This window comes from Streptomyces sp. NBC_01016 (genome assembly GCF_026341035.1).
Classification (GTDB): domain Bacteria; phylum Actinomycetota; class Actinomycetes; order Streptomycetales; family Streptomycetaceae; genus Streptomyces.
In genome coordinates, this window is the sequence record NZ_JAPEOQ010000001.1 from 5,860,171 (window position 1) to 5,879,386 (window position 19,216).

A 19,216-nucleotide genomic window follows, 5' to 3' on the forward strand; every position below is an offset into this window, starting at 1 on the left:
GCTCAATTCAACTCACCACAATGGGGAAGCACTTGAGCACAATGAACACCAAGCAGAGCCTTGACGGCACCGACGCGCAGATCCTGCTCGCGCTCGCGGCCGACCCCCGCGCGACCGTCGTCGCGCTGGCCGAACGCCTGGGAATGTCGCGCAACACCGTCCAGGCACGCCTGGCGAAAATGGAGCGGAACAACGCGCTCGGCGCTTTCGAACGCAGGATCACTCCCGGCGCACTGGGCTACCCCCTGACCGCTTTCGTCACCGCTCAGGTCGACCAGCATCGGCTGGCCGAAGTCTCCGGAGCGCTGGCCGAGGTTGCCGAGGTGGTGGAGGTCTTCGGCCTCAGCGGCGAAACCGACCTCCTGGTGAGGGTGGTGGCGACCGACGCCGAAGACCTGTACCGAGTGGCAGGCAAGATCCTCGCCATCCCCGGCATCGACCGCACTGCGACGGCATTGGCCATGCGCGAACTGGTGCCCTACCGCCTCACACCACTGCTCCGCCGCGCCGAGGCGAGCGGTGGTGGCCGGGGCGGCGGTGCGGGTGTGGGTCACCGGCCGATGTTGGTGCCCGCTGACGGCAGGTAGCGCGGTGCCCGCCATGCGGCGAGGCGGGTTTCCACCGATGCGCCGAGCGACAGCAACTTGCCGTCCTGGTGGTTTCCGGCCATCAGCAGGACGCCGACGGGCAATTCACCCACGAAGCCCGCGGGCACCGAGAGGGACGGGTATCCGGAGACTGCCGCCGGGGTGGACGACGGGATCACGTCGTTGTCGCCTCGCACGCAATCGGTTCTCCATGCGGGCGGGTTGGTCGGCGAGGCGATGGCGTCGAGGTGGTGGACGGCCATGGTCTCGTCGATGGAACGCCGGGAGAGATCTTTCAACTCCGCCCGCGTGGCCCGGTATTTCGGGTCGGTGGTCGACGGCGCGGCGAGGGCCTGCTCGAACAGTTCCTGTCCGGCAAAGCATGTCTGCTCTTCGGAATGGGTGCGGTTGAAGTCGATGAGCGCGGCGAGATCCCGCGGCCCGTCGCGGGTGGAGAGGTAGGTGTCGATGTCCCGGTGGAACTCGCTGAGCAGCGCCGGGAATTCGAGCTCGGCGAGCCGCTTCTGATACGGCGGCGTCACCTCGACGACCTCGGCGCCCGCCGCGCGTAGCTTCTTCGCCGTACGGGTCATCAGGGCGTCCACGTCGGATCCGAGCGACGGCAACCGCCACAGGCCGATCCGCTTGCCCCGCAGGCCGTCGGGACCGGGCAGTGTATCCGTGGGGCGGGCCACGCCGCCTGAGCGGACGGCGCCGTCACCGCGGATCGCCGACAGGGTGAGCGCGGTGTCGGTGACGTTGCGGGCCATGGGGCCTGCGGTGTCCTGCTCGGCGGAGATCGGGACCACGCCGTCCTGGCTGACCAGGCCGAGACTGGGCTTGTGGCCGACGACCCCGTTCATGCCGGCGGGGCACACGATGGAGCCGTCCGTCTCGGTGCCGATCGCCACCTGGGTCAGCGTCGCGGCGAGCGCTGCGGCCGAGCCGGAGGAGGAACCGCAGGGGTTGCGGTCCAGTACGTAGGGGTTGTTGGTCTGCCCGCCCACCGCCGACCAGCCCGACGTCGGCTTTTCCGCACGGAAGTTCGCCCACTCGGAGAGGTTGGACTTGCCGAGGACGACCGCCCCGGCCTTCCGTAGCCGCGCCACCAGGTCGGCGTCGACACTGGGCGGTTTCCCGGCCAGCGCCAGCGACCCGGCCGTCGAGGACAGCCCGCGAGTATTCACGTTGTCCTTGATGAGGACAGGGATGCCGTCGAGCGGGCCGCGGACGGTGCCGCGCCGGTGTCGGGCGTCGCTGGCGGCGGCCTGGCGCAGCGCCGTCGGGTTGGTGCGCAGCACCGCGTGGATCTTGGGGTCGATGGTTCTGATTCGCTGCAGATAGGCGGTGGTCAGCGCCGACGAGGTCAGAGAACCCTTCGCCATGCGGGCCTGCAGTTGCGGGATCGTCACTGTGCCGAGGTCGACGCCCAGCGGCCTGTCCGTGCCGGCCGCCGACGGAAACGGCGCGATAACGAGAAGGGGCACCGCCAGCAGGAGGGCGCCCAGCGCAGTAACGCCTTTCTTCCTCAGGTTCCTCATGAGGCGTAGCGCACTACACACAGACTCCGCACCGCAAGGCCACCACATCGGCCACACGTCTCCGATCGCACCCGGCGGGCCACTCCCTGTCCTACCGTCAGCCATGCCGCCAGACTGAGCGATCCGTGGACCGGAGCGGGCAGGCCCGGGCCCGCACGCCCCGGAGTCGTGCGCTGGCGTGACTGAGGTCCCGCCTGCACGATCTCTTGTGTCTGTTCGCTCGTGATTGTTTTGGGGTTGGTTGGAACTGGTCCACGGCGTCCCGGCTGCCGGTTGGTGCGGCGCTGTGGGCCTGTCCTCGGCCGGCAGTGCGCTGGAGTGGCTGAGGGCCGGGAGTGCCGACTGGCTGGCCGTCTTCCGTGCTGCCGTGGCGGCTGGTCGGCACGCCGCTGTGGTGGGGGTGGCTGGGGTGTTGTGCTGGTTTTTTGGTCGGTGGGTTTTCTGGGGGTGCTGGTCCGGGGTCTTTGTCAGGGTGCTGGGTGCTGGGGGCTGGGTGCTGGGGGCTGGGTTTCTGGGGGTGATTCTTTTGGTTGTATGTGTGGGAGGTTCGGGTGGGGCTGGGAATCGTGTGGTGGGGGGTCTTTTGTTGGGTTGTGTGGGTGTTGCTGGGTGTGTTGTTGTGGTTGCGGGGTGTGTGTGGTGTTTGCAGGGTGGCGGGGTGTAGTGCTCGTCAACCGCAATCGCGAAAAGGTGGGTTATGCGTTTTTCCCGGAAGGTCGGTGTCTTGGGGTCCGCCGTGTTGTGTGGTGCGCTCGCGTTGGGTGTGGCCGGTCCGGCCGGTCCGGCGTTCTCGTCGGTGATGGATTCGCGGGCCGGTGGTGTGTCCGGTGCGTCCGTTGCTCCGGTTCCGGGGGCGGATGCGCTGGCGAAGCAGAATGCGGCGCTGGCGGGGGCGGGCGCGGTTCTGCAGCCGGTGACCGGCCTTGTTGCCGGTGTGCTGAAGGCGCCCGGCGGCAAGTTGTCCAAGGAGGAGGCCGCCGGGCATGCGGCCGGCGTGAAGAAGGCGCTGGACGGTCTGACGGCCGGTGCGAAGGCGGCGGCTGACAAGGGGGGTGCGCCGGGTGCCGGTGGGCAGGCCCCGGGCGCCGAGCTTGTCGCGAAGGCGGCGGCGGACCTGCAGGCCAAGGTGGACGCTTTGGTGAAGGCGTCGGCTGCGGGGGATGCGAAGGCGACGGCCGCGGCGCTGCAGGCGACGTTGACCGGGACGGTGAATGTGGTGGTTGCGATCGTGCTCGGTGGTGATCTGCCGGCGCCGGACCTGAAGGGTCTGCCGAAGCTGCCGTCGCTGCCGGGCGTCTCCCCGGCACAGACGCTGCCGTCGTTGTAGGTGCCTGGGGCAACTCGAGGTGGGGGGAGGGGCCGGCCCGCACGGGCCGGCCCCTCCCTTGCGGGCGACCGGGAGCGGTCCGTTCACCGGTAGCCGGCAGAGCGCACCGGCATGGGTGGCTGGACGGTGCCGGTGCTGGCACACGACGTCAGGAACGGTTGTGGCCGAGCTTCCTGTCCCGGGTCGGGGCGAGGGCGCATGCCGCTTCTGCTCGGCCGGCGGCTTGGGGCGTGAGGGCTTGCGGCCAAGGGGTTCCGTCTCGCCGGTCGCGCGCGGGGATCCTGTTCGCGTGCGTCCTGGTGCGGCCCGCGGGCGCCGAATTGGGTGGTGCCGGAGACGGGGACGGGGTGGATCCCTTTCCATCTCAACCGGGGGAAAGGTGCGCGGGCTTGGGCTGCAAGGCCACTTCCGCCACGCCGTCCCCATGGGTGGCGAAGCCGCGCCATTGCCGAAGGTTCTGTCGTCAAACTCCCGTCTGCCCGGCGGCGTCTGACACGCTCGCGGCGTTGCCGAAAGGCCTGAGTAGCTCCGCTACGAGGGCTTTCCGGCGCCTTGCGGTCGCACGTTTCCCCAAGCTCTCGGCTTCGCTCGAGCAGGGGTGGCCCCATTAGGCCGTCGGGCCGCCCTTGGGGCGACGACGGGAGTTTGACGACAGGTCTTAAGAAGGCTGGCGCGCCGCTCGATGGTGTAGTGCTGCGTGTGTGTCTCGCGCTCGGGAGCCGGTGGCGTGCTGTGCCGTGTCCGGCCGCGGGGGGTGGGGCCGGCCGGGACCGGAGCGACGGTGTACCGCGTGTGGCCTGGTTCACGTCTCACGGCGGCGGATGCCCGTCTGCTCGAGGGCCGGTCGGTGCGCCGGGGCGGGCGATCAAGTGCCGGCCCCGGCGTGGGGCGGTGTGGTCAGGGCCGTGGCTCGTCGAGGTACTGGTCGGCCCAGGCGCTGATGATGTGCGCGGCGCGCTGCGCCTGCCCCCGCGCGGTCAGCAGGTGGTCGGCGCCTTCGAGGGAGATGAAGCTGCGGGGGTGGCGGGCTTCCTGGAAGATTTCCGCGGCGTTGTCGATGTCGACGGTGGAGTCGGTGGGGGAGTGCGCGACCAGCAGCGGAAGGTTCAGTTCGCCGATCGTCTCGCGCAGATGCGCCTTGCGGACGTCCTCGACGAAGGCACGTTTGAGGACGAGGGTGCGTCCGCCGACGAACCATTCGTGGGAGCCCTCGCTGAGTACGCGGTCCAGGACCGTGTCGTACTGGCGCTCGACGTGGCTGGGGTCGACGGGTGCGGCGATGGTGGCCAGGGCGCGCAGGCCGGGGATGTCGCGGGCGGCGGCGAGGGCGGCGGCGCCGCCCCAGGAGTGGCCGACCAGCAGATCCACGGGAGTCCCGCGCTCGGCCATGAAGGCCGCGGCTTGGATGGTGTCCTGGACCTTGACGGTGAAGGAGCCGTCTCCCCAGTCGCCGTCGGAGCCGCCGATGCCGAGGTTGTCGAAGCGGAGCATGCCGATGCCCTCGCGGGCCAGTTGCTTGCTGACGCGGGAGGCGGCCGGCGAGTCCTTGCCGAGGGTGAAGCCGTGCGCGAAGAGTCCCCAGCCGCGGACCTCGCCCTCCGGCAGGTCGATCACTCCGGCCAGTTCGGGGCCGACGACGCTGGGGAATCTCACTTTTTCTTTCATCTGTGGTGCTCACCTAGGCAGGAACCGGTCGGGGGACGGGGGCGCGCGTGGCACCGGCCGGTGCCACGCGCGAGCCGGTGAGCAGCATGTCACGCGCTGATCACTCCTCTCGACAGTTCAACTGCTGACCGCTCAGGGGGAGGGCCGGGCGGCCCCCGCCGGCCCCCGTCGGCGCACACGGTCCGGCGGGCACCGGGCGCCGGGCCGGCACATACCGGCCCGGGCGGGCACGGGCCGGCGCATAGCGGTCCGGGCGGGTGCCGGTCCGGCGTATAGCGGTCCGGCGGGTGCCGGTCCGGTGGTTTCGCCGGGCGGTGGTGGCGTGGTGTGTGGAGCAGGGGTGGTGTGGCTGGGCCGAGGGGGAGTCGGGGCCGGGCCCGCCGGGTTCCGCGCGCAGACCGCCCGGACAGCCCGGACAGCCCGGACGGTCCGGACGGTCCGGGCGGTCCGGGCGGTCCGGGTGGCGGCAGTGGCCTGCTCGTGGGTGTCGTTGTCTGTGCCGGTCGTTAGCTGTACGGCGTTGCCGGGAAGTGCCATCACCACCGGTGCGCGGCCACAGCGCTGCACGGGCGGCCCCTGAACAGCCCGCCTTCCCCCGTTCGTACGCTTTCCGTACGGTCGATGTACGCGATGTGTGCGGTTGGTGGGGTAGGGTCTGGGGTGGGAGGTGTTCCATGTCCGAGTCCGGGTCCGGGGCTGAGTCCGGGGCTGATTTGTTTGATGCGGTCGATGCGCTGGTGGCGTCGCGTGCGTCGTTGCCGCCCGCGCAGGAGCGCAAGCGGTTGCGCGTGGCGCATGGTCTGACGCTGGATCAGGTGGCGGTGGCGTTGAAGGTGCGGCGGGCCACGGTGTCCGGCTGGGAGTCGGCGAAGAAGCCGACGGAGCCGCGTGGTCCGGAGCGGGAGGCGTATGCGCGGCTGCTGGGCCGGCTCGCGGAGCTTTATCCCGCCCCGGCGGAACCGGGCGCGCCGGTGTCCGCCGCGTTCACCGTCGCGCCCGGTCCGGCGCACGCGCGGAGTCTGTCCCCGGGCCGGGCCCCCGGGGCTGCGGCCGTGACTGCAGCCGAGACTCGCCAGCCCCAGCCCCAGCCCCAGCCCCAGCCCGCGGCCCCGGCTGCGACGGCTTCGGCCCCGGATCCCGCGGCCGCGGTCGTGTCCGGGGCTGGGACGGCTCCGGGCCCCGCGCGGCGTGCGGCGCGGAGCGCCGGGCCGTCGTCGACGCCGCGCCGCCCCGGTGCGAAGAAGCCGGCCCCGGCGGCGAACTCCCCGGCCCCGGCGGCCGATTCCCCGGCGCCGGCGGCGAACACCCCGGCGCGGGCGGCGGATTCCCCGGCCCCGGTGGCCGGTACCGCGGTGGCCGGTGCCGGTGCCGGTGCCGGTGCGCGGTTCGCGAACGGCCCGCTGGCTGTCGTCGATGTCGATGCGGAGGGGCGGGTGGTGGCGTACTGCACCGGCGGTCTGGTCCTGGACGTGCCCGCCAGGTCGATGCCGGCCCTGGTGGAGTGGACGCTGACGGAGGCGGAGCTCGGGCAGCCGAAGCTGTCCGGGCCGGGCCGGGACGCCGACCCGCTGCTCGTGCTCACCGAAGCCGCCCTGGAGCGTTACGGTCTCCCGGCCACCCTCACGGAACAGGAACGGCTGGCCGGCCGTCTCCCGGACAGCCACCGGGCCGTCAGGCAGCTGGCCCGCGCGGAGTGGAAGCTGACGAAGCGGGGTTTCGGGCCGTGGGCACGCATCTACCGGCCCGCCACCGGTGCTGGGCGGGCGTGTGTGCAGCTGTGCATCCCGTCCTGGCACGCCCTGGATGCCCGCCACTGGGGTACTGCCGCCGAGCTGGCGCCGGCGGAACTGGCGCGGGTGCTGGGCGTGTACGCCTCGCGGGTGATGACGCCGCGCGGTTCGACGGCGGTGACCGGTCTGGAGCTGATGACCGCGCTGCACCCGCCGACGCGGGCCTCGGGTCCGGACGGCGACGGTATCCGGCACTCCGAGCACAATCCCGGCTCGCTGGGCAGGGATCCGGTCGATCCGGCGCCGTGCGAGGCCCCCGACGGCCACCCGCTGCTCAGGGACCTGCCCCGTTTCCACGTCCGCGGCCCGGGAGAGAAGCTGTTCGAGGAGGCCCTGGACTGGGCGCGGCCGATGACGGACGCCGAGTGCACGCTGCGTCATCTGGTCGGCATCGACGTCAATATGGCCTTCGCGGCCGGCGCCAACGGCCTCCATGTCGGTCTCGGCGCGCCTGCGCATGTCACGGACCCGGTCTTCGACGCGAAGCTGCCCGGCAGTTGGCTGGTGGATCTTTCCCACGTCGATCTGTCGAGGGTGAAGTCCGGCAGGGACCGGTGGGTGGAGCTGGACGGTTCGCTGCTGCCCTCCCCGTTCACACCGAAGGGCGAACGGCCGACGGGGCCGGCCTGGTATGCGACCCCGACCGTCGCCTACGCGGCCGAGCTCGGTTACGAGGTCCGCCCAATCGAGGCGTGGGTGCGCTACGACAGCGGCCGCTATCTGGACGGCTGGTACCAGCGGCTGCGCGACGCCTACCTCGCCACGATGGCCGACCTCGGCGTCGCCGCGGACCTGCCGCCCGGGGACTTCCTGGCGGCGATGGACGGCTACCGGGACCGCGACCCCCAGCTGGCGATCGTCGGCTCGGCGATCAAGGCGACCGTGAAGGGTGGTCTGGGCAAGCTGCGCGAGCGTCCCCGCGGGGAGGGCTGGCGGCCGGGCGAGCCGTGGCGTGCGCTGGCCCGCCCGACCTGGCGCCCGGACATCCGCGCGGCGGTCATCGCCCGCACCCGCATCAACCTGCACCGCAAGATCGTCAAGCATGCGGCGTTCACGGGGCAGTACCCGGTTGCGGTGCTGTCCGACTGTGTCGTCTACGCCGCGGGCGGGCCGGGTCCGCTGGATTTCCTGCCCTACCGGGACGGCAAGCCGCTGCCCGGCGGTTTCCGGCTCGGCATCAACCCCGGCCTGGTCAAGCACGAGGGCACCCAGTCCGTTTTGTGGGGTGAGGAGGTCCGCGAGCGGTTTGACGCCCCGGAGCTGAACCTCGCCCGTTACATCAAGGACGGCACCGTCACCGACGCCGACACCGGTGAGCAGGGGAGGGGAGGGCGATGAGCCTGTTCGCCGATGGTCTGGACGCCGCGGTGCAGAAGGCGTTCACGCGCCCGGCACCGAAGAGGGCGGGCCCGCAGATGCGCTACCTGGTCAGACAGCTGGGCGGCACCAGGAAGGCGGCCCAATTGCTGGGCGTCTCCCAGCGCACCGTCGAGCGCTATGTGAAGGACCAGATCAAAAGGCCCCGCCCGGATCTCGCCGCGCGCCTGGAACGCGAGGTGAAGAGGCGCTGGCAGCCGCAGGTCCGCGCCAAGGCGCGGCAGAAGGCGGCCAGCACGGACGGCCTCGTCATCGACACCCGCGCCCGCATGGGCTACACCGCCCCGATCGGCACCACCGACCAGGACCGCATCCGGCACCTGACCGTCGCGCTGCCGCCCGTCCACGCCGGCCGCCTCTTCGATGCCCGGCAGGCCGGCGCCTCCGATGAGGAACTCCGCCGGATCGCGGCCGACGCGCTGCGCGAGGTGTACTTCCAGGACGGCGGCCGCCGCGCGGGCAGCCTGGAAGAGGTCCGCTTCACCGACATCGAGCACCTGGAGTTCGACCTGTAGCGGCCGTTGCTCCGAACAGCCCGCGGGGGCCTGCCGGACGGCCCCCGCGGGCAGGCGCGCCGTGCCCGGCGGCATCCGGCCCTGCCGGCGACGGGCGGCCACGGGCCCGTCCCCACGCGCCTGCCGCTCGCACAGCTGCTGGATGGGGGGCAGGGCGGTCTTCGCCGCCCGGCGTGCCGGAGCACCCGGGCGGCGTCTGCCGGTCTGCAGGGTGTGAGCCGTCCGCGTCCGTCCGCGCCCGTCCGCGTCCGTCCGCGTCCGCTCGTGTCCGCCGTACGTACCGCTGGTCCCGGCCGTGCCGGCACGGGAACCGGCGGCGTTCCTCGGCCCGGTGCGTGACCGGCTTCCCGAAGCCTGAAACGGCCCCTTCTGCCGGACGGTCCGGCCCCGTCGCAGATCACGGCTGGAGCAGGGAAGACAGAGGGGGCAGCAGAGGATGATCCGGGATCGTCCCCGAAGCCGAAGCCGAAGCCGAAGCCGAAGCCGAAGCCGAAGCCGAAGCCGAAGCCGAAGCCGAAGCCGAAGCCGAAGCCGAAGCCGAAGCCGAAGCCGAAGCCGAAGCCGAAGCCGAAGCCGAAGCCGAAGCCGAAGCCGAAGCCGAAGCCGAAGCCGAAGCCGAAGCCGAAGCCGAAGCCGAAGCCGAAGCCGAAGCCGAAGCCGAAGCCGAAGCCGAAGCCGAAGCCGAAGCCGAAGCCGAAGCCGGGTTCCCGGTCCGCATCCACGTCCTCCTCTGTGCGCGCTGGAATGACGTCCTGGCCCGGCGCGCCCATTTCCTGCCTCGTCCTCCCAACCACCCGGCCACCTGGCACCGGCAGTTCCTGGAGCGAGGGCCTGGGGCCGGCCGGCAACGTGGCCGCGACGGGTACCGGCCAGGTCCTGGCCACGTGCCCGGCAGTCACAGCCCGGTGATGGACTGCGAAGTCCTGGTCCGTGGGCTCCTCGCAGCAGGCGTCAACAGGCAGGGAGGAACGGGGGAACGGGTGCCCGGATGCATGGGACGCCGCCGGGCGTGGTGAGGGCGCCGGGGGAGTCCTCGGGCCGCGCGCCGGCGGAACCTCGCCGCCCTCGCCGCGCCCGCCGAACGGCCCGGGAGGAGGCGGAGGCGATCGCCGGCGGTCCGGCCCGGCGGCCTCGCCTCAGGGACGGGCCCCGGCAGTGCCCATCACATCGGGCTTGCGGGCCAGGAGGCAGGCGTGCGGCCTGGCCACGCGTTTGCCGGGTTCCTGTTCCAGTCGTGCGGTGACGGCGAGTCCGGCCTGCTCCAGCAGGCCGGCCATGCGGTCCAGGGGCAGGAGGTACGACTCGTAGGACACCGGTCGGCCGTAGCCGTGGGTCGGCTGCAGCCGCTCGTTGCCGACGTAGTCTCCCCAGAGCAGGTGGCCGCCGGGCGCGAGCGTGCGGTGGAACTCGGCGAACACCGCCGGCAGCCATTGCGGGGGCGTGTGATGGGTGGAGTACCAGGCCAGGATGCCGCCGAGTTCGCCGTCCCCCGTCTCCAGCGCGGTCATCGAGCCCTCGGTGAACCGCAGCGTTGGGTAGGCGCGTCTGGCCGGCCCGACCATCTTCGGCGACAGGTCGACACCGAAGGCGGGCACCCCCAGTCCGGCCAGGTGCGCCGTCACGCGGCCGGGGCCGCACCCCAGGTCCGCGACCGGCCCCAGAGCGGCCATCCGCACGAGTTCGGCGAACCCGGCCGGCATCGTGCGGGACAGCGGGTCCATTGCGGCGGGCGGCGGGACGCGTTGGACGTAGTCGGCGGCGACCGTGTCGTAGGACTCGCGGACGGCGGTCAGGTAGGAGAGCTCAGCCACGCGGGCGACCCCAGAGCAGACAACTGACAGGCCGTGCCACGCCCTTCAGCCGGCCTGCGCAACGCCCACCACTGTCGCCCCCAGCCGCCACCCCACCCCGCCCCGGTGATCGTTCCCGGCCACGGCACGGCGGTCACCGCCATGCCCTCCATCCCCTCCCCGGAAAGTCCGGCGCCGCACGGCACCCCGCCCGCTGAGAAGCTGCGCGACACACCCCCTGTCTTGCTCTTGCTGCAGATCGATCGGGTGGTGCTTGGCCGCGGATGGCGCTCTGCTCAGCGTCACAGCGTTCCCGGACGGCGAGCCGCACCCGGCAGCATCTGGCCGGCCGGGTGCGGGCCGTGGCTTGCATCAGTGCCCGGGTGCGGCTCCAGCGGTGCCCGGCGAACCCGAACGCCCGCGTGGGGGCCGGCATTTCACTGTCGTGCGGAGCAGCACGGGGCGGGCGGTTGCCTCAGGCGGTCGGGTCCCACAGGCCGCCGGCTTCACCGCGGGCGAGGTGTTCGGCGTAGACGCCGGTCTTCCAGGCGATGAGGGACCGGCACTCTTCCAGGGCCTGGATCTGTGCGTCGACGCGTCGGCGGTGGGTGTCCAGCAGCCGCAGACGTTCTTCCTCGTTGCCCGGTCCGTGGCGGACGAGTTCGGCGAAGTGTTTGAGGTCGGCGAGGGGCATGCCGGATGCGCGGAGCTTGACGCAGATCAGCAGCCAGTCGACATCGAGGGCGGTGTAGCGCCGGCGGCCGCCGGATGTGCGCTGGAGAGGCCCGACGAGCAGGCCCTCGCGCTCGTAGAAGCGCAGGGCGTGCACGCTCAGCCCGGTCCGTTCGGCGACCTCGCCGATGCCCAGCGACTGCATAGGAGCCCCGGTGCTGGTCATGCCGCTCACTCCCGGACTTGATCTAGACCTTGCTCTAGATCGTAGCGTCCACGGCATGTCCTTCACCGATCAGCAGCAGCCCCTCGGCTCGCCCTTCTCCGCCTCCAGCACCGCCGAAGACGTCATGGCCGGCCTCGACCTTTCCGCAAGGACGGCCGTGGTGAGCGGGGGCTACTCGGGGCTCGGCCTGGAGACCACCCGGGCGCTGACGGCCGCCGGAGCCCGGGTCATCGTTCCCGCACGCCGCCCCGACGCCGCCCGTGCCGCGCTGAAGGAGGTGAACAACTGCGAGGTCATTGCCATGGACCTGGCCGACCTCGCCGGCGTCCGCGCAGCCTGCGCCCACATCGGCGACCGTTTCGGGCGGCTCGACCTCCTGATGGCTGTCGCCGGGGTCATGGCCACAGCGCAGCGGCGCGTCGGGCCCGGCTGGGAGGGCCAGCTCACCGCCAACCACTTCGGGCACTTCACCCTCGCCTGCGAGCTCTACCCGCTGCTGGCCGCCGCGGACGGCGCGCGTGTCGTCGTCAACAGCTCCGCCGGACACGCCCTGAGCGGCATCCGCTGGCACGATCCGCACTTTCGTACCGGCTACGACAAGTGGCTGGCCTACGGCCAGGCCAAGACCGCCAACGCCCTGTTCGCCGTCCACCTCGACGCCGTCGGGCAGGGCGACGGGGTGCGGGCCTTCGCCCTGCACCCCGGCAGGATCATCACCGCTCTCCAGCGGGAGATGACACTCCGGGAGCAGATCGACCGCGGCTGGGTGGACGAGCACGGCACGGTCGTCGGCGACGGTTTCAAAACCCCCTCCCAGGGGGCCGCCACCGGCCTGTGGGCCGCCACGTCCCCGCTCCTCGCCCACCGGGGCGGCCTCTACCTGGAGGACTGCGACGTCGCCCGCGTCTGCGCCCCCGGCACCCCCATGGACGACGGCGGCGTCCGCGCCCACGCCGTCGACCCCGGCGAGGCGGCCCGGCTCTGGGACCTGTCCCTCGCCGCGACCGGCGCCACGCCGGTCACCTAGCCACCCCGGGAGCCCCGGCGGATCAGCGCCGAAGCCACGCGGCCACCGGAGCACCCCGACAACCAGGACCAGCAGCCGGGCAGACGCACCCCTGGGCCGCATCACCGGACAGAACCCGGACCCGCAGACACGGCAGGCCCGGCAGGCCCGGCCGGCGCAGAGCCGGGCGCGGCGCGGGACTCCAGGTCCTTCTCCGGCCGGGGCCAAGGTCCCGCCACAGCCGGGCAGTTACTCCCTATGTGCGCACTTTCAAGGCGCTGTCACATGTCTGTGATGTTCTGTGCGGAATGCCTTGATGTGTGCCGCCTAGCTTCATGAGTACGCGGTCCACACGACGCGTTCGACTCAGCCAACTCAGCCAACTCGTTCGACTCGCTCGACTTGTTCGACTCATGGAAAGGGGCCGGCGCATGCAGACCTCTCGTATTCTCCGCACGTCTCTGGCATCCGCCGTTCTCGGCCTCGGTGCCGTGACCGCCGTCGCCGCCACCGCCGAGGCCGCTCCGGCGTCCACCGGGCCCGCGGCCGCCGCCTCCGCCGCCCAGCACACCGCCACGGCGGGCCGTACCCAGACGCTGCCGCTCAGCGACGGCAGCACCGCGCATGTCACCCGGCTGGCGAACCACACCTACCAGGCCTGGATCACGCACAAGGGTGTGCGGATCGCGGCGCTGGACTCCGCGCACAAGACCCAGCGCGTGCACGGCTACACGTATGCGCTCAACCAGGCGAACGGCTTCGTCGGCGTGGTGCACCCAGGCGGCTGGCACAGCGAGCAGAACGTGCCCCAGCACCCGGCGAAGAAGCACACGCACCACAAGAACAACGACCACAAGAACAACGACCACCAGAACAAGCACCACAAGAGCCGGGCCGGCAAGACCCACGACGTACGGCTCGCGGACGGCGCCACCGCCCACGTCACCAAGCTGGCGAACGGTACCTACCAGGCCTGGATCAACCGGCACGGGGTGCGCATCGCCGCCCTGGACGCCGGCCACAGCACGGCCCGCGCCCACGGCCACCACTACACGCTGAACGCCCACACCGGAGCCGTCCACCTGCGCTGACACTCCCGCAGCCCCACCCCCACCCCCACCCCTGCCCCCTGCTCTCTGCGCCCGCCGGGGAGGGCAGGGGCGGGGCCGTGACAGTCCGGACACGGAGCCCGAGCCACGCCGTTCGCGGGAGGGGTGTGCAGACACCCGTGCGCTGCGGCCGGCCCACGGCGCACGCACCACCCGGTCCACGTGCATCGAGCGCGAAGCCGCTCGCCGCGCCGAGCGGCTCGCTGAGAGAAGAGAGACAGGGGGGAACGGCGCCGCGATTCCGGGGTGCACCAGGACCACGAAGACTCAAGAAGCAAGAAGACCCAAGAAAGCAAGAGGCGTTCTGCGCGCGATGCGCCGGCGCAGACACCGGAGCCAGACAGGCGGGGTGACCTGTGCACCGCCCCGTATTCCGGGTACGTGTACGTCGCGACGCCCCGCACGGCGCCACCGTGCAGGGCGTCAGGTCATGGTCCCGCCTGCACAATTGGGCAAGAATGATCTTGGCCGAGGGGTGCTGGGTGCCCCGCTTTACGCCGAGAAGCCCAAGAACCTGCGGAGTACACCCGACAGTGAGGGCGAACGCCTGCCCACCGCTCCGACGGCAAGGGCGTCCTGCCGGCCGAGGCCCCGCCCCCTCCTCTACGGCTGCCGGGGATGGGGGAGCGGCCGCCTGTCGCCCGCCGGCTGCTGGACTGCAAGAGTCCCGATGGCGGCAAGCGGTGGGAGTTCGGCGTGACCGGCCAGGGCACCGGCAGCGGGCAACCTGCCGCACACGTCGCTGGCTTGATCCACACCGGTGACCGCGGCTTCCGCGACCGCGAGGCCCCTTCGGTATCCAGCCGCCCGACGCCCGGCGCTGGATAGACCGAACAGGCCCCGTCCCCTTCGCATGGAAGACACCGCGCAAACCGGATCACTGTCGACTGGGATGACGCCGTCGCACCCTGCGCCACGGCCGACTCGATGCCTACCGCGAGGCGACCGGCGCGGCCCCCAAGGAGGCCAAGGACGAAGCCGACCGCACCGCTACCGGCCCCGACGCCAGAGGGGGGCAACGACGCCGACCGGTGGTCAGTGCCGGCGGTTGCGGCGGCGCACGAGCAGCAGTACCGCCGAGCCCGCGGCGATCAGTGCAACGGCCGTACCTCCCACGGCGGTTCGCATGGTGGACGCCCCGGTCTCCGCCAGGCGCGGGTGACTGCCGGTGCCGCCCTTCGGGGGTGTGGGCAGCGGCGCGGCCGACCGGGACGAGGTGCCGGTCGGCCGCGGGGGAAGCGTGGGGGTGTCGGTGGGAGACGCCGCGGGGGACCGCGTGGGAATGGGCTTGACCGTCGGGGTCGGGGTTGGGGTGGGGGTGGGGGATGCGGCGGCCTCGACGTTCACGGTTACCAGGTTCGCCCTGGTCTCGGCTCCGCTCGGGCTCACGCAGAAGGCGTCGAAGAGGTGCTCCCCGGGGGGTGTGTCGGCGGGGACCGTATAGGGGCCGTAGGTGCCCTGCTTCCCGTGGGAGCTGGCAGTCACGCCGACGAGCGGGAAGTCCCGCTCGATGTCGACCACGTCGTCGGCATGGGGGCATGTGAGGCGCACGGTGTAATGGCCGCCGGCCGCGACCGGGTCCGGGTCGGTGGTCCGGAATACGAGGTCCTGGGGTACGGCGACGGCCTGCGTGCCGCCGAGCCCTGCCAGGAGACCGGCGACTGCGGCCGCCGCACACCTTCCGAAGGCCATGAGGAAGCTCCCTGATCGACGGCGCTGCACCCCGACAGCGTGAGGCCGGCTCGTCGGACCACTGGATCAACGCGCCGCACAGGCAAAGGGAGAACCCGCACGGCGTAGACGCGCATTGCGGCCGCGGGAACGGGGACGCCCCGGAACCCGCTCGTGCAGCCTGCACGCCAAGCGATCCGTTGCGGCAGCCGGCACGGCACGGCACGGGGCCGGGCATCGACGGCCGGCCCCCTTGTGAGGACAGCGTCACGTCCCTCTCGCTCTGCGCGCCCTGTGCCGTCGCGGCCTTCCCTTGCGGACGGAGCAACGGCGGTGATGGCCGGGCTCACGCCCCGTCCGTCCTGCGCGGGCCCGCTGCTCCGGCAGTACTTAGTGCGCGCACGACAGCTGCTGGAGCGCCCACAAAGACAGACGAGACAGACAAGACAGAAAGGGCAGAAAAGGCAGGACGGGGCGCCCACCGTTTTGGTGGACGCCCCGTGCTGGTGCGGGCGAGGGTTAGCCGCGCACGATGTTCTCGGCCTGCGGGCCCTTCTGGCCCTGGGTGACGTCGAAGCTGACCTTTTCGCCCTCGGTGAGCTCGCGGTAGCCGTTGCCGGAGATGTTGGAGTAGTGGGCAAACACGTCGGGGCCCCCGCCGTCCTGCTCGATGAAGCCGAAGCCCTTCTCGCTGTTGAACCACTTCACGGTGCCGCTGGCCATACGTCAGTCCTTCACATCACTCGAGCCGTTCCGTGGCGGATCGGCTCGGTTTCCACGAGCGTTCCCGGGTGGGACGCTCGGACGTCATCCTGCCCCAAACACGTCGGTGCTGGCCAGGACTTCGAGCGTCGACAGGATGCACGAACACACCGCAACATCCTTGAAGGGCCCCGCGCACCGCTTCGCACGCCGCGCGGGGCCCCGCCTTTCGACGTCGCGCCGGCGGAGCAGACCGCGACGCCGCCTGCCGGGCCAGGCCGGTGGCACGAACCCACAGCCCACATCCGACGCCCCTCCAGAGGCTCTCTGGTGCCGCACACCCGCACACCCGCGGCTCGCGGCCCGCGGATCTGGCGTCTCGCTCTCCGTGCCACCGCCGCAAGCCCGGCCACAAGCGGACCCCCTCCACAAGCAGGCCCCCTTACCGCGAACCGACCGCGAACTGACCGCGAGCACCGGTCAGGAGGCCGGCGCGCCGGAGGTGGCGCGTTCGGTCCGCGTCGTGGCGCCTTCGGCCCTCCTTGCCGCGCCCTCCCCCTTCGTAGCGTCGTGGCATGGACACACACGTTGCCCGGAACGGGGCTTCAAGGGCGGGCCTGCGGCAGTGGGTGGGACTGAGTGTTCTGCTGCTGCCCACCGTGCTACTCACCGCCGATCTCGGCGTGTTGTGGCTGGCCACCCCCGATCTGACCGCCGAACTGCGCCCGAGCAGTGTCCAGTTCCTGTGGGTCACCGATGCCTACGGCTTCATGACCGCGGGGTTCCTCGTGGTGATGGGCGCACTCGGCGACCGCATCGGCCGCCGCCGGCTGCTGCTCTTCGACGCCGGCGCCTATCTGGGCGCGGAGTTCATGATGCTGGCCGCGGCGCACGCCGCCGGCCCGGGGCTGCTCATCGTGGCGCGCGCGGTCCTCGGTATCGCGGGGGCCGCGATCCTGCCCTCGACGCTATAGTTGATCACCGTCATGTTTCCCGATCCGGTTCAGCGCACCCGCGCCATCTCGGTGTGGGCGACCGCGCTGGCGCTGGGCATCAGGCTGGGACCGGTGCTGGGCGGGCTGCTGCGCACTGTGGTGGGGGCTGGTGCCCCGGTGATGGTGCTGGTCCTCGTGGCCGGTCCGGTGCTGCTGCCCGAGTACCGCGACCGGGCCGCCGGGCGGATGGATTTGGTGAGCCCGGCGCTGTTCCTCCTGGGCATCCTGCCGGTCGTCTACGCCGTCAAGCGCGTCGCGGAGCTGGGCCGGCAGGGCTTGGACGTATCGGTCGGTGTGGGCGGCGTCGTCTTCGCCGTCCTGTTCGTGCGCAGACAGCGCCGGCTGGAATCCCCGATGCTGGATCTGCGCCTGTTCGCCGACCGGGCGTTCAGCGGCGCGCTCGCCGTCCTCTTCCTGGGCATGCTGGCACTGAACGGTGTGGAGTACCTGGTTCCCCAGTACCTGCAACTGGTCGGCGGGATGGGCCCGGTGACCGCGGGGGTGTGGCTGCTGCCCTCCGCCGCCGCGTTCCTCGCCGGCTCGCAGCTCACCCCGCTGCTGGCGCGCCGGCTGCGGCCCGCGTACGTCATCGCCCTCGGCTCGGCCGTCTCGCTGGCCGGCTATCTGCTGGCGCTGGTGAGCGAGCGCCCCGTCGAAGCGGCGGCAGTAATGACCGTCATCATGCTGGGAGTCGGGCCGGTCAGCGTGCTCGGCACCGCCCTGGCCGTCGGCGCCGCCCCGCCCGGGAAGGCGGGCTCCGCCGCCGCCACCGGGCAGACGGCGTACGACCTCGGCCTGGCGCTGGGCATCGCCGTCCCCGGCAGCCTGGCGGGCGCCGTCTACCGCGAGGAGATCACCGCCGGCGCGCCGCCGGGCCTGCCCGCCGACGTGGCCGCCGCGTCGCACGACACCCTCGGCACCGCGGTCAAAGCCGCCGAGAGCCTGCCCGCCCCGCTCGCCGGCCGGCTCGTCGAGGCGGCGCGGGAAGCGTTCCTGTCCGGCTTCGCCGCCGCGGCAGCGGTCAGCGCCGGCGTCGCCGTCGTGGCAGCCGCCATCGTGCTGGCCACACTCCGCCACATCCCCGCCACCGGCAGAAAACCGGAGACGACGGAGACGACGGAGACGACAGGAACGGCCGGGTCCAAGGAGCTGTCCGAGACCCCCGCACCGCCCAAGGAAGTGACCCCCGCATGACCACACACCCCACCCCCACCACCGTCATCAACCGTCAGGTCCAGCTGGCCGCCACCCCGGTGGGCACCCCGCGCCCGCACGACTTCCAGCTCGTGCGCACCGACCTGCCCCGGACCGGTCCCGGACAGCTCCTCGTGCGCAACACCTGGATGTCGGTCGACCCCTACATGCGCGAGGCGATGAAGGGCGTACCGTATCTGCCGCCGCTGCGGCCCGGGGACGCCCTGTACGGGGCCGCCGCCGGCGAGGTCGTCGTCTCCCGGGCGCAGACGGTCCCCGTGGGTGCGACGGTCACCCACTTTTCCGGCTGGTGCGACTACGCCGTCGTGGACGCGGCCGGGGCGAGCGTCGTCGACACCGCTGCGGCACCTGTGCCCGCATACCTCGGCGTGCTCGGCGCCACCGGCCTGACCGCGTACGCGACGCTCACCGAGGTCGCCCCGGTGCGCCCGGGGGACGTGGTGTTCGTGTCGGCCGCGGCCGGCGCGGTCGGCAGTGTGGCGGGCCAGATCGCCCGCGAGCTGGGCGCCGCGCGGGTGATCGGCTCGGCGGGCGGGGCGGACAAGGCGCGGACGCTTGTCGCCGAACTCGGCTTCGACGAGGGCCTGGACCACCGCGCCGCGCCCCTGTGCGAGCAACTCGCGAAGGTGGCCCCGGACGGCATCGACTACTACTTCGACAACGTCGGCGGCGATCACCTCGAAGCCGCCATCGGCGCCCTGCGCGAACGCGGCCGGATCGCCATGGTCGGCGCGGTCAGCACCTACAACGCCACCGAGCCGCCGCGGGGCCCGGCGAACCTGTTCGTCCTGTCGTCCAAGAACGCGAGCCTGCACGGCATGCTCGTCGGCGGTTACACGCACCTGCACCCCGAGTGGATCGGACGCGGCACCGCCTGGCTGGCCGCCGGCGTCCTGCGCACAAGGCAGACCGTCGTCGAGGGACTGGAACAGGCGCCCGCCGCGCTGATCGGCGTGCTGCGCGGCGCCAACACCGGCAAGATGCTCGTCCGCCTCGCCGCGGCGCACCCGCACCGAGAGGAAGCCTGA

General features: G+C 72.1%; 13 protein-coding genes and 1 pseudogene. 8 read left to right on the forward strand and 6 right to left on the reverse strand.

Annotation, left to right across the window (positions count from 1 at the left end):
- The first annotated feature begins 41 nt into the window (after positions 1-41).
- The gene (locus OG746_RS26485) at positions 42-587 is read left to right on the forward strand and encodes an Lrp/AsnC family transcriptional regulator (RefSeq protein ID WP_266718561.1); all 546 of its coding nucleotides are present in this window, start codon (positions 42-44) and stop codon (positions 585-587) included.
- Here OG746_RS26485 and OG746_RS26490 read toward each other — a convergent pair.
- The gene (locus OG746_RS26490) at positions 551-2,128 is read right to left on the reverse strand and encodes an amidase (protein WP_266719212.1); all 1,578 of its coding nucleotides are present in this window, start codon (positions 2,126-2,128) and stop codon (positions 551-553) included. The genes OG746_RS26485 and OG746_RS26490 overlap by 37 nt on opposite strands.
- A 697-nt stretch (positions 2,129-2,825) precedes the next feature.
- Between OG746_RS26490 and OG746_RS26495 the strand changes: the two genes are divergently transcribed.
- Positions 2,826-3,455 (forward strand): hypothetical protein, encoded by a 630-nt coding sequence (locus tag OG746_RS26495; protein WP_266718562.1) that lies wholly within the window; start codon positions 2,826-2,828, stop codon positions 3,453-3,455.
- Between the two features lie 897 nt (positions 3,456-4,352).
- Here the strand turns inward: OG746_RS26495 and OG746_RS26500 are convergent.
- Entirely contained in the window at positions 4,353-5,108 is a 756-nt protein-coding gene (locus OG746_RS26500; RefSeq protein WP_266718564.1) for an alpha/beta hydrolase family protein, read from the reverse strand.
- Between the two features lie 686 nt (positions 5,109-5,794).
- On the opposite strand from OG746_RS26500, the gene tap reads away from it, so the two are divergent.
- Together tap and tpg are read left to right on the forward strand one after the other, a co-directional pair.
- Positions 5,795-8,248, forward strand: coding sequence for a telomere-associated protein Tap (tap, locus tag OG746_RS26505; RefSeq protein ID WP_266718566.1), 2,454 nt, complete (start codon positions 5,795-5,797; stop codon positions 8,246-8,248).
- The gene (tpg, locus tag OG746_RS26510) at positions 8,245-8,802 is read left to right on the forward strand and encodes a telomere-protecting terminal protein Tpg (protein WP_266718568.1); all 558 of its coding nucleotides are present in this window, start codon (positions 8,245-8,247) and stop codon (positions 8,800-8,802) included. Before tap ends, tpg begins: the two co-directional genes overlap by 4 nt.
- Positions 8,803-9,938: 1,136 nt before the next feature.
- On the opposite strand, the gene OG746_RS26515 is transcribed toward tpg, so the two are convergent.
- Both OG746_RS26515 and OG746_RS26520 read right to left on the reverse strand, forming a co-directional pair.
- The gene (locus OG746_RS26515) at positions 9,939-10,613 is read right to left on the reverse strand and encodes a class I SAM-dependent methyltransferase (protein ID WP_266718571.1); all 675 of its coding nucleotides are present in this window, start codon (positions 10,611-10,613) and stop codon (positions 9,939-9,941) included.
- Between the two features lie 454 nt (positions 10,614-11,067).
- Complete coding sequence (locus OG746_RS26520) at positions 11,068-11,490, reverse strand: MerR family transcriptional regulator (RefSeq protein WP_266718573.1); 423 nt, start codon at positions 11,488-11,490, stop codon at positions 11,068-11,070.
- 55 nt (positions 11,491-11,545) lie between these two features.
- On the opposite strand from OG746_RS26520, the gene OG746_RS26525 reads away from it, so the two are divergent.
- Positions 11,546-12,517 (forward strand): oxidoreductase, encoded by a 972-nt coding sequence (locus OG746_RS26525; RefSeq protein ID WP_266718575.1) that lies wholly within the window; start codon positions 11,546-11,548, stop codon positions 12,515-12,517.
- Between the two features lie 410 nt (positions 12,518-12,927).
- Positions 12,928-13,587 (forward strand): hypothetical protein, encoded by a 660-nt coding sequence (locus OG746_RS26530; protein WP_266718577.1) that lies wholly within the window; start codon positions 12,928-12,930, stop codon positions 13,585-13,587.
- A gap of 1,053 nt (positions 13,588-14,640) precedes the next feature.
- On the opposite strand, the gene OG746_RS26535 is transcribed toward OG746_RS26530, so the two are convergent.
- Positions 14,641-15,297, reverse strand: coding sequence for a hypothetical protein (locus OG746_RS26535; protein ID WP_266718579.1), 657 nt, complete (start codon positions 15,295-15,297; stop codon positions 14,641-14,643).
- Between the two features lie 498 nt (positions 15,298-15,795).
- Positions 15,796-15,999, reverse strand: a complete 204-nt coding sequence (locus OG746_RS26540; RefSeq protein WP_266718581.1) for a cold-shock protein — start codon at positions 15,997-15,999, stop codon at positions 15,796-15,798.
- A gap of 554 nt (positions 16,000-16,553) precedes the next feature.
- Here OG746_RS26540 and OG746_RS26545 point away from each other — a divergent pair.
- Positions 16,554-18,167: pseudogene (locus OG746_RS26545) on the forward strand (MFS transporter).
- On the forward strand, positions 18,164-19,216 hold the full coding sequence (locus tag OG746_RS26550; RefSeq protein WP_266718583.1) for an NADP-dependent oxidoreductase: 1,053 nt from the start codon (positions 18,164-18,166) through the stop codon (positions 19,214-19,216). Before OG746_RS26545 ends, OG746_RS26550 begins: the two are co-directional and overlap by 4 nt.